10 protein-coding genes and 2 pseudogenes are annotated in these 13,321 nt (G+C 60.0%); 8 read left to right on the forward strand and 4 right to left on the reverse strand.

What is annotated here, in order from left to right; genetic code table 11:
* Positions 1–20 precede the first annotated feature (20 nt).
* Positions 21–773 (reverse strand): H-NS family nucleoid-associated regulatory protein, encoded by a 753-nt coding sequence (locus tag BFD71_RS03860; protein ID WP_069261982.1) that lies wholly within the window; start codon positions 771–773, stop codon positions 21–23.
* 440 nt (positions 774–1,213) lie between these two features.
* On the opposite strand from BFD71_RS03860, the gene BFD71_RS03865 reads away from it, so the two are divergent.
* From BFD71_RS03865 to BFD71_RS03875, 4 genes and pseudogenes are all read left to right on the forward strand, one after another.
* A complete protein-coding gene (locus BFD71_RS03865; protein ID WP_069261983.1) occupies positions 1,214–3,826 on the forward strand; it encodes an MMPL family transporter in 2,613 nt (870 codons plus the stop codon).
* A 540-nt stretch (positions 3,827–4,366) separates the two neighbouring features.
* A complete protein-coding gene (locus BFD71_RS03870) occupies positions 4,367–5,533 on the forward strand; it encodes a porin (protein ID WP_069261984.1) in 1,167 nt (388 codons plus the stop codon).
* 268 nt (positions 5,534–5,801) lie between these two features.
* Positions 5,802–5,924 (forward strand): annotated as a pseudogene (locus tag BFD71_RS38845) (AraC family transcriptional regulator); the annotation flags it as partial.
* Between the two features lie 98 nt (positions 5,925–6,022).
* Positions 6,023–6,457: a MarR family winged helix-turn-helix transcriptional regulator gene (locus BFD71_RS03875; RefSeq protein WP_069261985.1), complete on the forward strand. Its 435-nt coding sequence runs from the start codon at positions 6,023–6,025 to the stop codon at positions 6,455–6,457.
* A 31-nt stretch (positions 6,458–6,488) separates the two neighbouring features.
* Here the strand turns inward: BFD71_RS03875 and BFD71_RS03880 are convergent, their stop codons facing one another.
* A complete protein-coding gene (locus BFD71_RS03880) occupies positions 6,489–7,265 on the reverse strand; it encodes an enoyl-CoA hydratase-related protein (RefSeq protein WP_069261986.1) in 777 nt (258 codons plus the stop codon).
* 642 nt (positions 7,266–7,907) lie between these two features.
* Between BFD71_RS03880 and dinB the strand changes: the two genes are divergently transcribed.
* Entirely contained in the window at positions 7,908–9,053 is a 1,146-nt protein-coding gene (gene dinB, locus BFD71_RS03885) for a DNA polymerase IV (RefSeq protein ID WP_069261987.1), read from the forward strand.
* Positions 9,054–9,122: 69 nt separating this feature from the next.
* On the opposite strand, the gene BFD71_RS03890 is transcribed toward dinB, so the two are convergent.
* Entirely contained in the window at positions 9,123–10,898 is a 1,776-nt protein-coding gene (locus tag BFD71_RS03890; protein ID WP_069261988.1) for a phospholipase D-like domain-containing protein, read from the reverse strand.
* A gap of 123 nt (positions 10,899–11,021) precedes the next feature.
* A pseudogene (locus BFD71_RS03895) lies at positions 11,022–11,228 on the reverse strand (GntR family transcriptional regulator); the annotation flags it as partial.
* Positions 11,229–11,490: 262 nt separating this feature from the next.
* On the opposite strand from BFD71_RS03895, the gene lhpH reads away from it, so the two are divergent.
* The 3 genes from lhpH to BFD71_RS38850 all read left to right on the forward strand — a co-directional run bounded on the left by lhpH (position 11,491) and on the right by BFD71_RS38850 (position 13,287).
* On the forward strand, positions 11,491–12,498 hold the full coding sequence (gene lhpH, locus BFD71_RS03900) for a trans-3-hydroxy-L-proline dehydratase (protein WP_069261990.1): 1,008 nt from the start codon (positions 11,491–11,493) through the stop codon (positions 12,496–12,498).
* 193 nt (positions 12,499–12,691) lie between these two features.
* Positions 12,692–12,997, forward strand: a complete 306-nt coding sequence (locus BFD71_RS03905; protein WP_069261991.1) for a hypothetical protein — start codon at positions 12,692–12,694, stop codon at positions 12,995–12,997.
* 38 nt (positions 12,998–13,035) lie between these two features.
* Positions 13,036–13,287 carry a hypothetical protein gene (locus BFD71_RS38850; protein ID WP_083245087.1) on the forward strand — a complete coding sequence of 84 codons (252 nt, stop codon included), beginning with the start codon at positions 13,036–13,038 and terminating at the stop codon, positions 13,285–13,287.
* Positions 13,288–13,321 lie beyond the last annotated feature (34 nt).

Consider the following 13,321-nt stretch of genomic DNA (forward strand, 5'->3'; position numbering starts at 1 on the left):
CGGAGCCCGGTGTGCGCAACTCAGGCCGCAGCGGCCGTGCTCACAGCTTCAGTGCCCGCCGCAGGCGCGGCAACTTCGACGGGCGCCGTTGATTTCACCACAAGCTTCGGCGCACGGGCCTTGCGGACGGCCGGCGATTTCGCCGCTGCGCCGTTCTTCGGCGCAGCTTTGCGTGCCGGCGAAGATACCTTCTTGACAGCAGCCTTTTTCGATGCAGCGTTCTTTTTTGCGGCGGCCTTCCTCGCTGCCGGCGCCTTGGCTGTCTTCACTACAGGCTCGGCCTTTTCAATCAAAAACTTCGACCGGTCCTTCGCGCCAGCGAGCCATGCCGGTGCGATGCCACGACCGGACCACGTCGCACCGGTTTTCGGGTCGCGATATTTCGGCGGTTGCGGCCCGCGCACGTAGTTACCTGCCTTAGGCGCCTTCACTGCAGCAGCCGGTTTCGGCGCCGCGCCTGCAATCAGGAACTTGCTTCGGTCCTTGGCGTTTGCAATCCACGCGGGAGCACGACCATGGCCAGTCCAGGTCGCGCCAGTTTTGGGATCGCGATATTTCGCTGCCGACGAGCCCTGCTTCGCGGCAACGGCCTTTCCCGGCTTGCGGCCGCGCCGCTTGCCGACAAATGCCTCGATGTCGGCAACGGTCACGGCATGCCTTTCCATCAGGCCGCGAATCTTCTCGAGTACCGCCGACGATTTCGTCGTTACCAGCGATTCTGCCTGAGCCTGCAGCTTTGCGATTCTTGCCTGAATCGATTGGAGCGTAGCCATTCGTGGATTTCCTTTGATAAGTTAGTTTTTTCCACTATGCCACATCGAACGACGAATACAACATTTGGTGTCGAATTAGTTTGCGCGAGGCACTGAGAAACATTACTTTCTATTTCAAAATCGGTAAGTCGTCTGACTTCCAGTCAGGAAACGCGGGTAAAAGCCATGTCAGCGGCTACGCCTGACTGATTGCGCTGCCGCAAGACTCACGCACGATGAGCGGAACCGCCATCATCGAATGCAACTCGTCTGGGCGTTCGCCAGCCCGATTTCCTCAGTCAACGTTAATTCAATTCGGCTGATCCGTGCCGCGACTCGTGCGTGTACGCAAGCCGTTCAATTGCGATATCGACGGATCGGCACCGCTTCGACCACGTGCGGACACGTTCCGGATAATTACGCTAGACTGGGATGTCCGTCGCGCCCGAACCTTCGCCATCATGTCGTCGGTTGCCCGTCTTGTTTCATGGTCCATCCGTCACCGGATCAGCGTGATTGCGCTATCGCTCGTCCTCGCGCTGCTGAGCGGTCACTACGTCTCCCATCACTTCAAGATCAACACGGCTACGGACCGGCTACTGACTGTCGACAAGCGGTGGGACAGCTTGTCCAGGTCGCTGGATCGCGCCTTTCCGCAACGAGGGGGCTCCATTCTAGTCGTGGTGGAATCGAGTGCGCCGGAATTCGCCGACACCGCCGCCAGCGAGCTTGCCACTGCATTGCGCAAGGACACGCACCGGTTCGTTGCGGTGACGCAGCCGGGTGCCGGTCCCTTCTTCGAACACAATGGGTTGCTTTTTCTGTCGTCGCGCGACGTGCAGTCGACGACATCGCAGTTGACGCAAGCGCGCTCGTTGCTCAACGCGCTCTCGCATGACCCCAGTCTGACCGGTCTCGCCAACTTGCTGACGACGACCCTGCTTTTGCCGCTGCAAATCGGGCGGGTCAAGCTGGAGCAGATGGCTCCGCTTCTCGATCAAAGCGCGGACGTCATGGACCGCGTGCTAGCGAACCAGGCCACCGCTTTTTCGTGGCGGTCGCTGATGGATTCCCACGCGACGTCACCTGCGCGCGCATTCGTACTCTTGCAGCCCGTGCTCGATTACGCATCGCTGAGGGCAGGCGGCAACGCATCGGCATTGATACGCGACACGGCGGCCTCGCTGCATCTCGATGCGAGATTTGGCGCACGCGTGCGCCTTACCGGCGAGCAACCGCTCGCCGATGACGAATTCGCATCGGTGCAGGACGGTGCGGCATTGAACGGCGCCGTAACGCTTCTCGTCGTACTCGGCATTCTCTGGGTGGCGCTTCGGTCCGCCAAACTGGTACTGGCCGTTTTTATCTGCCTCGTCGTCGGGTTGCTCATCACTGCAGCTTTGGGACTGGTGATGGTGCACGCCTTCAACATGATCTCAGTCGCGTTCATGGTGCTATTCGTCGGCCTGGGCGTCGACTTCGGTGTGCAATTCACCGTGAGATATCGGGAAGAGCACTACAAGGACAGTCGTATCCCCGTCTCATTGATGAGTACGGCAAATACGCTAGGCAGCCGCCTGTCCCTCGCCGCGATTGCCGTCGCCGTTAGCTTCTTTTCGTTTATTCCTACTGCTTATCGCGGCGTGTCGGAACTGGGCAAGATCGCCGGAGTGGGAATGATCGTCGCCTATTTCACCAGTGTGGCGCTCTTGCCCGCGCTTATCAGCGTGCTGCGGCCAGGAAACGAAAAAGTGTCGCCGGGCTTCAAGCGGCTCGCCGGAACCGACGACTTCCTCGACAGGCATCGCAAAGCCATGTTGGCCGTGGCGGCCGTTGCCATTCTCGGCGCGTCGCCCTTGCTGCTGCACCTGCGCTTCGATTTCAATCCACTGCATCTCAAGGATCCACGCACGGAATCGATGGCAACCCTGCTCGCACTGAAAGACTCGCCCGAAATTGGCATCAACAATGTGCGCGTCATGGCGAATTCCTTGAGCGAAGCCGATGCGATCGCCGCCCGCATGTCAACGCTGCCGCAGGTGGGCAGAACGGTCACGCTCACCACTTTCATTCCGACTGACCAGGCAGAGAAACTCGCCGCAATTGCAGACGCTGCCCGTGTATTGAACCCCGTCCTGGCGCAGACGCCCGCGCCGCCGGCAAGCGACGCCGTTCGCGTCGACGCCTTGCGTCGTGCGGCGAACCAGCTCTCGCTTGCCGCAGAGGATCACCCCGGGCCCGGCGCCGACGAGGCGACGCGACTGTCACACGTGCTGACCCGTATGGCCGACGCGCCGAGCACGACACGCGATCGCGCCGACCATGCGATGACGGCACCGTTGAAGATCGCGCTCGCGCGATTGGTTGCGCTTCTCGATCCTGCCGAGATCACCCGCACCAATTTACCGCCCGGGATCGTAAGAGACTGGGTCGCCGCCGACGGCAAGGCAATCGTGGAAATCTCTCCCCGCGTCCCGAGCGGTATCGACCCCAATGATGACGCGATGTTGAGAAGCTTCGCCAACGCAGTGAGTTCTGCGGAACCGAATGCGATCGGCGGTCCGATCTCGATCCTGTACTCGGCTAACCTCGTCATCAAGGCATTCCTTCAGGCGAGCGGATACGCCCTGGTAGCGATCGTCGTCATCTTGTGGATCGCGCTGCGCCGGGTCGACGACATCCTTCGAACCGTTGTGCCGTTGCTCGTTTCCGCGCTTTTGACACTCGAATTGTCTGTAGCGCTCGATCTGCAGTTGAACTTCGCGAACATCATCGCGTTGCCCCTCATGCTTGGCGTAGGCGTCGCATTCAAGATCTACTATGTGATCGCCTGGCGAGGTGGCGCAACACGGCTGCTGGAATCCAGCCTGACTTATGCGGTTGTGTTCAGCGCAGCGACAACGGGCGCAGCGTTCGGTAGCTTGTGGTTCTCACATCATCCCGGGACATCGAGTCTGGGTGCTCTGCTCGCGTTGTCGCTGGTGTCTACACTGATTGGCGCGGTGGTATTTCAGCCCGTGCTGATGGGACGGCCTCGCGCCGCACAGTTCAAAACGCTGGCGTCAGCAGACTGATACCGCGCCTGTGCGGAACTTGAAACCTGGCATCGTTACGATCGCTAGCGTTTCCCTGCACCCTGCAACGCTTCGAGCAAGCTTCGGGCGTCGTGCTCTCCGCCGTAGAGATGGCCGTTGATAAACAGCGTGGGTGTCCCACGCACCCCCTCCGTATGCCACTCACGAAGTCGCTCTGAATGCGCTCGTCGTTACGGCCGCTGAACGCAGCAGTCAAACTGTCAGGAGGAAGACTCCGTTCGTCAGCGTACTGCGCGATGTTTGATCTCCAGGGACCGCTGATTCTCGTACAAGATAGGGTCACAGAATGTTTCGGCCGGACGTCGAACCCTGTCGCCTCCGGAAAGCGCCCACCATCCGCTGTTGCCGATCTGGCACGAAGTCCATCGATCGCCCGCCGCACAAGGCATTGGGCCTTTTGTTACGTTTTCGCGACAGTCTTTTTTTTTCGTTTCGTGAGTTTGCAGGACGTGCCGTATCCTCCGGCGCGCAGTAACGAATAAACCAATCCAAAAGATACTCAGGGACACTGAATTACAGATGAAGAACATCACCATCAAGGCAACGGTTACCGCTGTTGCCGCTTTCGCCGCATCCTCGGCAGCAATGGCACAGTCGTCGGTCACCCTGTACGGCATGCTGGACGCAGGTATCAGCTACACCTCGAACGTCGGTGGCCACTCGCTGGTCGGCCTCGTTGGCGGCGCCTCGGGTTCGAACAAGTGGGGCCTCCAGGGTCAGGAAGACCTCGGCGGCGGCCTCAAGGCGGTCTTCAAGCTCGAAAACGGTTTCAACATTGCCAGCGGTGGCATCGGCGGCCAGGGCCCCATCGGTTCCTCGCGTTCGCTGTTCAACCGCCAGGCCTATGTAGGCCTCACGTCGGACCAGTACGGTACCCTGCGTATGGGTCGCCAGATCGACGCCGTGACGGAAATGGTTCAGGGCCTGACCGGCGACGCCGTTTCGGCGTCGACATTCTCGACCCCGGGCGACGTGGACAACAACGACAATACGACGAACCAGAACAACGCCGTCAAGTACATTTCGCCGATTTTCCATGGCTTCCAGGCTGAAGGCGCGTACTCGTTCGGCGGCGTTGCCGGTGCGATGGGTTCGGGTCAATCGTGGTCGGTGGCTGCGGACTACGCTCAAGGTGGTCTGACGGTCGCTGGCGGCTACTTCCATGCTGCAAACCAGGGTGAGAACGGCTGGCAGAACGCAACGGCACAACCGTCGTTCGGTGGTGCGCTGGGCTATCCGAGCTCGGGCTACTACGGTGGCAACGCGTTCAAGAGCGCGGGCATCGCTCAAATCGCTGGCCAATACGAGTTTGGCCGGTACACGGCTGGCCTTCGGTACTCGAACGCTCAATACGAGGGCAACGACGGCCAGGCGTCGATCCACTTCAACGTAGTGGGCGCCCTTCTGCAGTACCAGGCAACCCCGGCGCTGTCGCTGGCTGCTGGGTACACGTACGTCTACGGTTCGGCAGCCACGCCTGCGCAAGCCGCTGAGGGCCGCACGATGGCTTCGATCAACCAGGCCTCGCTGGGTGCTACGTACGCGCTGTCGAAGCTCACGTCGGTATACGTCATGGGTGCCTACGTTCATGCTCAGGGCGCTCAGGCTTCGGCTGCTGACTTCGGCAACACGGCGTCGGGCGGCAACCAGGTTCAAGCCAACATTGGCATGTACCACCGGTTCTAATAGCAGGTTCAGAAGCTCGGGGGCGTGTACGCATTGCCCCGACAAAGAAATCCTGGCTAGTGAATTGCACCCCAAGAGTTGGACGTCGATCCAATCTTTGGGGTGTTTTTTCATTCATGATCGGCCCTGCCAGACGCATTTCGTCATCCCGCGCGCCGTTCAATAGCCGCCGTCGCCAGTCCATGCTGCGCGCCGCTCACCCACAGCGTGGTATCGGCGCTGGCTTCCAGGCCCCGGCGGCCCAGGTATCGCGCCGCGGTCGCCCTTTCGTGTTGGCCTGCTGCAAGGCGTTCCCGCATGCACGGACCTCACCACTACGCCGTGGGTCCAAGAGGCGGGTGTACCCGTGCTCAATCAGCCGTTCGTGGCCAGTGGGATTGTCGCGACGGCCGAAAGCCATTGAACGTCTTCGCGCCCTTTCGAAAGGGTCGATCACCGCATGATATAATTCGCACGCGAACTAAATCGCACAATGTTATCTGCGCGGAAATGAAACATCGCCTCGTCTATCTATTGAACGTCGGACAGCGCCGGCTGCAACGGTGGTCGCAAACACGCGCGGCCGGAGGCGGCGTCACAGCGGCCCAGGCCGGGCTGCTGTTTTTTTTGGGTGATCGCAACGGCGCACTCATGAGCGAAGCCGCTGCTGCGCTGGATCTGGGCGCACCAGGCATGAGCGGTCTCGCTGACCGGACAGAAAAGGCAGGGTTGATCGAACGTCGGGCTGACGAGACCGATGGCCGGGTGTCGCGCCTGTGGTTGACGCAAGCAGGACGTACCGCGCGCCAAAAGTCGAAGCTTCGCATGAAAGACTTGAACGCCCGATTGACCGAAGGATTTACGGAAGCGGAGATCGACGTCGTAGCGCGGTGGCTGACCAGCCTGCAGACCAGGTTTCCGCTCGCCGAAGACGGCGACGCGTAACCTCGACCGTGGCCGGCCAGCAAGGCACTGGCTAGTGCCGGGCAACCTTCGCGAAGTCCGGCTTGCGCTTCTCGGCAAAGGCCGCGAATGCCTCTCTTGCCTCGGCGCTCGTCAGCCGCTCCTGAAACTTCGCGCTCTCGCTGTCCATTTGCGCAACCAGGGTTTCGGCTTCGCGCATCAGCTTTTTCATGGCGCTCAGTGAACCGGCCGGCTTGGCGGCGATTCTTTCCGCCATCCTGCGTGCGTCGTCGCGTAGTTGATCCTTTGCGCAGACCTTGTTGGCGAGACCCCACGCGACAGCGGTTTGCGCGTCGAGCGGCTCGCCCAGCGCAAACATCTCGAACGCCCGCACGTGGCCGACGCGCAGCGGAAGCAGGTAGCTGGACGCCGCCTCGGGGACGAGCGCGAGATTGACGAACGGCGTGATCAGTTCTGCGTCTGGCGCGAGCAGGACGTAGTCGCAGTGCAGTAGAAGCGTCGTGCCAATACCGACCGCCTTGCCCTGAACCGCCGCGATGATGGGCACGCTCGACTTCGCCAGGGCGTGCAAAAAGCGATGCACGTGTCGCTCACTGGGCCCCTTCCCCGATGCAATGGCTGCGAACTCGCCCACATCGTTGCCCGCGGTGAACATGTCTCCGTCCCCTTGCAGCAGCAATACGCGGACATCGCTGTCGTGCTCCGCATTCTCGATGATGTCTGCCAGTGCGCCATACATCTCGTTCGTCAATGCATTCTTCTTGTCCGGTCGGGCCAGCGTAATCGTCAGAATGCCGTCGGCTTGTTCGACGTGAATCTCCGCGCTCATGTGCTCTCCTGAAATTTAGTTTGCATGCGAAGTATGCAGGTAGTTCGCATGCAAAGTAAACCGGACGGTCGATGCCATGTAATTCGGGGCCTGCTCGCGAACCCTCGCTCCTGAAGACGTTTGAAGGCGGAATCCGTAGCGGACCAGAATTCGACCAGGTATTCCATTCGCGACGTCGCGCCACTCCTCGCGCGCACCCAAGCTCCGTAGCATTGAAGCATTACCAAACAGACAAGCAACCGGAGGACTGAACATGCTTATTCTCACCGCTGTCGTCGTGATCGCCGCCGTGGCGATCTGGAGCGTCTACCGGCGTTTGCACCCGCGCCAGGACTGAAACATGACAGGCTGCTCCACCAGCCTGTTCGCAACAGCCCGCCGCATTGGCGGGCTTTTTCCTGGATTCCACAGTCAGAGCGGCGGCGTCCGCGGAAGAGCCGTTTGCGAACATCTTCGCACTCAAAAAAATATCTCCGAATCAGCTCCAGTATCCTGACAAAGTGACTGTATAAATGTACAGTTCCATTCAATTTTCCACAGGACGCACGGTGCCGTCGTCCCGCTGCTCCTGCCGCCATACCCGATGATGAGTAGCGCGCCGGTCGCGCGGAGCCATCGAGAGCTATTTTTGAGTACCAAGGCATGCCAGATGATCGGCGCATAGCCCACATCGACATGGACGCATTCTTTGCGTCGTGTGAACTTTCGCAGTATCCGGAGCTACGAGGCCAAGCCATGGTGGTTGCTGGCCGTCGCTCGGATACGCCCCGAACGAAGCCGGACGGCACTCGCGAATTCTCGCGCCTGCGCGACTATGTGGGCAGAGGTGTCCTGACGACCGCGACCTACGAGGCTCGCGCGCTCGGCGTTCATTCCGGAATGCCCGCCATGAAAGCCGCCCGGTTAGCGCCAGATGCGATTCTCCTTCCAGTGAATTTCGACCTCTATCGAACGTACTCGCGACTGTTCAAGGATGCCGTGCGGTCAATCAGTTCGAACATGGAAGACGTTGGAATCGACGAGGTCTACGCAGACGTTTCACTCACGAATGGCGATTCGGAGGCAATCGCGCGCAAGTTGAAATCCGCCGTCTTCGAAGCAACCAATCTCACATGCTCCGTCGGTATCGCGCCAAACAAGCTGCTCGCCAAGCTGTGCTCCGATATGCAAAAGCCGGACGGAATCACAATCCTGACGCCTGAGGACGTGCAATCCAGGATTTGGCCAATGGCCGCAAACAAGATCAACGGCGTCGGCCCCAAGGCGGCCGCCAAGCTTGCGTCTTTTGGAATCACGACCATCGGTGAGATCGCTGCGCGCGACGAGCACTGGCTCATCGAAAACTTCGGACGAAGCTACGGGGCGTGGCTTCGCAGAGTTTCACACGGACTAGATGACAGGCCGGTGGTGACGTATAGCGAGCCCGTCTCGATGAGTCGCGAAACCACATTCGAGCGCGATCTGCACGCGGTGCGGCATCGACAGGAACTGGGCGCAGCGTTTACCCGCCTATGCGAACAGGTGGCGCTCGACCTCCAGCGAAAAGGCTATCTGGCCAGGAAGATCGGCATCAAGCTGCGCTTTAATGACTTCAAGACTGTCACGCGTGACGTCACGCTTCCTGAGCCTATTGATGACGCGAAAGCATTGCGGCGCGCGGCGACTGAGTGCCTGAAAAGAGTCGAACTCGTTAAATCCATCAGGCTGCTAGGGGTGAAGGCCGGCAACCTCCAACACACCGGAGAAGCTTCCAGTAACGAGTCGCCTCAGTTCACGCTGGATTTTTAGCCGGCAACGCGCAGCCGCCTCGTCGTGCGAGGCGTGCGCGGTGACTTCGCAAACACAGAAGCGAATGCATCAACTGGCCGGCTCCGATGCCAACGCAATCCGCGCCTTCTCCTCCGGACTATTCGCCTTGTAATACTTGTCGGCCCACTTGCGGTCGGGCTGCAGCAACAGCCGTTGCACGGTTCTATGCTGCTGCTCCTCGATGCCAACGGCGCGCGCACGATAGTGCTCGTACAACCGCATGAATTCCGCTAGGTAAATGGCGGCGATTCGCTTGTCTTGTATTTCGAGCAGATTCTCGTCGTTGAAATGCTCGGAGTTGTTGCTCATGTTGGCTGAGCCCGTGTAGACAATTGGATTGTCTCCTTCGGCGTCGATGACGATGAACTTATGGTGGATGATGACCGGCGCGTAACTGGGCGCGACTTCGCCGGGAAAGAGGCGGAGCTCGGGTTCGAAACCTTCAGGCACGGTCGCCGGGGAAAAGTGCGATGCATCGATGACGTCGCGGTTTTCCCTGCTTCGATGATAGAGCGCGAGGTTTGCCAGCGCAGTCGTACTCACTGCCTCTCCCGCTTTTTGCGCCTCTTGCGCATTCTCAGCGGACTTTCCGCTGATATTGTTGACGAGGCCGAACATCATGAGCCCCTTGTCGCCGGCGGCAAAGCAGGCGTCGCGAAGCGGTTCGTCTGTCGGCATGAAGAGGCAGAACAAAACGGAGTGCTGCGCCTTTCCTATCGCTTCGACGATGGTATCGATCTGGGTACGTCTGGTTTTCGTTTCCGGAGAGAAGCAAACGCGCACGGCTGCGCTTCCCACCGTCACGGAATCGGACCAGCCATTCGTGAGTTCGGCGGTCTGGTTGATCGGCGGATTGCCGGCGATGGCTTTCGTTCTGTCGTCGTACAGTTTCGCGAGGTCTGCCGATTCGAACAGGTGAAGTACGTTGGCCTGCTCCGTGATGCCCTCTGTCGTAAAATTCGCAGAACCCGCAACCACGAATGCCGGGTTGCCTTGCCGATCGCCCCTATCCGTCACGATGAGCTTGTCGTGCATGATGTGCGTCTTGTCACGCGGGCAGAACGTCACGACGTTGCCCAGTTCATCGACCGTGGGTTGATTGGGCGATGCAGCGGGCGCTTTGCCTTTTTCGCGAACCCGATGCGAGTCGTATACGACGGCGACATTGGCTTTGCCGTGAGCGGTTCCGAACTCCTTGAACGCCGGGATCGCCCAAAGCGGGTCGGTCAGGTGATAGACGGCTGCTGCAGCGCGCGACGCGTCCTGGAATATTTCCTTGAACACGAGCTGCATATCGTTGGCGAGCCACGTACGAAGTTCAAACGCCTGTGCGGCCGGCGGCGCGGTATGCGGATCGATTCCCATCGCCTTCACTTGTCGTGCGAAAGCCTGCGAGCTCACCACCGCGCGGTTGAACCAGGTACCCACGCCGTCTTCGATATGCGCCGGTAACGTGACCTCACACGAACTCGCCTCTGCGTTCAGCAGATTCAGATTGTCCGGCGTACCGACTACCGGGTAGATGGTGTACCTGAATTGCTTGCCTCTGTCGGCTTCCTCGATGCGCGCGTCCCACCACATGAATTTTTGAATCGGCGCGATATTCGAAGGCGCATCGGGTTTGCCGTCCGGCACGGGCCCCTTGAACGTGATTCGATTAGGGAGCCAGCTGCTCGTCTCATGGGATTTACCGTCCGGGCTAGTGAAGCCCGGGGCGCGTTCAATAGCGAAACCGAGGAAGTCGGCACGTGTCGCACCGTCCGGCCAGTCGAGCGCGAGTAAAACCAGCGTCGGGGAGAGATAGCTGCGGACCTTCGTCGACATCGTTCACCTCTGCTGTATTAGCCAAAGGCCCCAGTTTCAACCATCAGTTTGTTGAAACGGTGAACGAAGCATGTTGCCTGGATGTCGTTTCGATGACGCTGCCGGGAGCCGCAATAAAGTCACTTACTGCGGCGTGATATCTCTCTGCACCCGATGAATATGCTGCTCGACATAGAACGCCGCCGCATCGGCGTCTCCGCAGACAATGGCTTCGTAAGTCAGACGATGCTCGGCAACGTACAGCCGAATGCGAGCCGGGTCGTCAATCCCATCGTCCTTGAGTCGCTTGCACAGCGACTGGCCCATGGTCGATGCAATTTCTTCCGCGAGCGGTCATCGTGAGTTCTCGGTGCGCCTTGAGTTGTTCTCAAACATACCACTTTCGCGACCACTCCCTGCTGGCCTTGGCGGCATGTTCATGCGAAGAAACCAATTTTCCGGACCTGACGAGACTTTTTGGTCTAGTTTAAGTCCACATTGACACATTTCGTGCTATCCACCACAAGTGGTATAGATTGGTTCCACATTGCGCCCGAGAAATGGACGGCCTGCCGGTTCCGTACGGCCAGTGAGTCAATAGCGTAAAAACATCATGAAGACTACTCGCACGATAACGACCGTCGAAGTGCATACCGGCGGCGAAGCGTTCCGTATCGTCACCAGCGGATTGCCTCGCCTGCCCGGCGACACGATCGTGAAGCGTCGTGCGTGGCTCAAGGAAAACGCCGACGAAATCCGCACCGCGTTGATGTTCGAGCCGCGCGGTCACGCCGATATGTACGGCGGCTATCTGACCGAACCGGTCAGTCCGAGCGCCGACTTCGGCATCATCTTCCTTCACAACGAGGGCTATAGCGACCACTGCGGACACGGCGTGATCGCGCTGTCCACCGCAGCGGTCGAGCTTGGCTGGGTGCAGCGCAGTGTTCCGGAAACGCGTGTCGGCATCGACGCTCCCTGTGGCTTTATCGAAGCCTTCGTTCAATGGGATGGCGAACACGCGGGCAACGTGCGATTCGTGAACGTCCCCTCGTTCATCTGGAAGCGCGATGTGACTGTCGAGACGCCGTCCTTCGGTACGGTGAAGGGCGACATTGCTTTCGGCGGCGCGTTTTATTTCTATACTGACGGCCAGCCACATGAGCTCGCCGTGCGCGAGTCGTCGGTCGAGGAACTCATCCGCTTCGGCGCAGAGGTGAAGGAAGCCGCGAACAAGGCCTACCCTGTCGAGCATCCCGAGATTCCCGAAATCAACCACATTTACGGGACCATCATCGCCAATGCACCGCGGCACGAAGGCTCGACGCAAGCCAACTGCTGCGTGTTCGCGGACCGCGAAGTGGACCGCTCACCGACCGGTTCCGGCACGGGTGGACGCGTCGCCCAGTTGTACCTGCGTGGCGAACTCGGCAAAGACGAGACCCTCGTGAACGAGTCCATTATCGGCACGGTTTTCAAGGGACGCGTGCTCGGCGAAACGACCGTCGGCGACTTCGAGGCAGTGATTCCCGAAGTCGAAGGCAACGCGTTCGTGTGCGGCTTCGCGACCTGGATCGTAGACGAGCGCGATCCGCTGACTTACGGATTCCTTGTCCGCTAGCCCCTCTTCCTCTTGGTACCTGGCAGCCCGGAACGCTGTGAATGAGCGTCCGCGCTTTTTTTACATATCGGAACATGCGAAATAACGCGCCGTTACGAAAATCGCACGGCCGTTGCACCTGTGTCCGGGCTCGCCGCCTACACTCCGAACCGTGCTCACCAGAAACGCACGACAGGTGCGAAGGAGTAGTGAAATGAAAAGGACGATTCTCGGCGTGGTACTGGGCGCGGCCGCACTGGCTGCTTCGAGCGCAGCGTTTGCGCACGTCGATCTGGCCGTGGGCGTCGCACTGCCTGGCGCCGCCTACGCTCCGGCTCAGCCCGTGTACGTTGCTCCGCCGCCTGCCGCCTATGCGCCTCCTCCGGTCGCGGTGGCCTGGCGCGGCGACGACGACTGGCGCGCGCGTCAGTGGCGGGAACACGAATGGCGGGAGCACGAGCGTCGCGAACACCAATGGCGTGAGCGCGAGTGGCACGATAATGGCCGCTGGGGCTATTGAGCCGGTTCCAAAGCTAATATTTCACACAAGTGTTTATCATGAACGTCGATAATCGAATCAGGGTGCTTGCCGCGGCGGCAACTTTAGGCCTCGCGGCAGCCAGCAGCGCACATGCCGCCGGCTGCCTCAAAGGCGCTGTCGTGGGTGGTGTAGCCGGACATTATGCGGGCCACCACGCCGTTGCTGGCGCCGTTGGCGGCTGCATCGTGGGGCATCACGTTGCGAAAAAGCATGCGGAGGAACGGGCCGCGGAACATCAAGCCGAGCGCGCCCAGAAGCTCAACACCTGATTCCCGCCGGACCTTTCGCGACAGCCGCCGGGGA

Origin of the sequence: Paraburkholderia nodosa (assembly GCF_001718195.1) — a bacterium.
Taxonomy (GTDB): Bacteria; Pseudomonadota; Gammaproteobacteria; order Burkholderiales; family Burkholderiaceae; genus Paraburkholderia; species Paraburkholderia nodosa_A.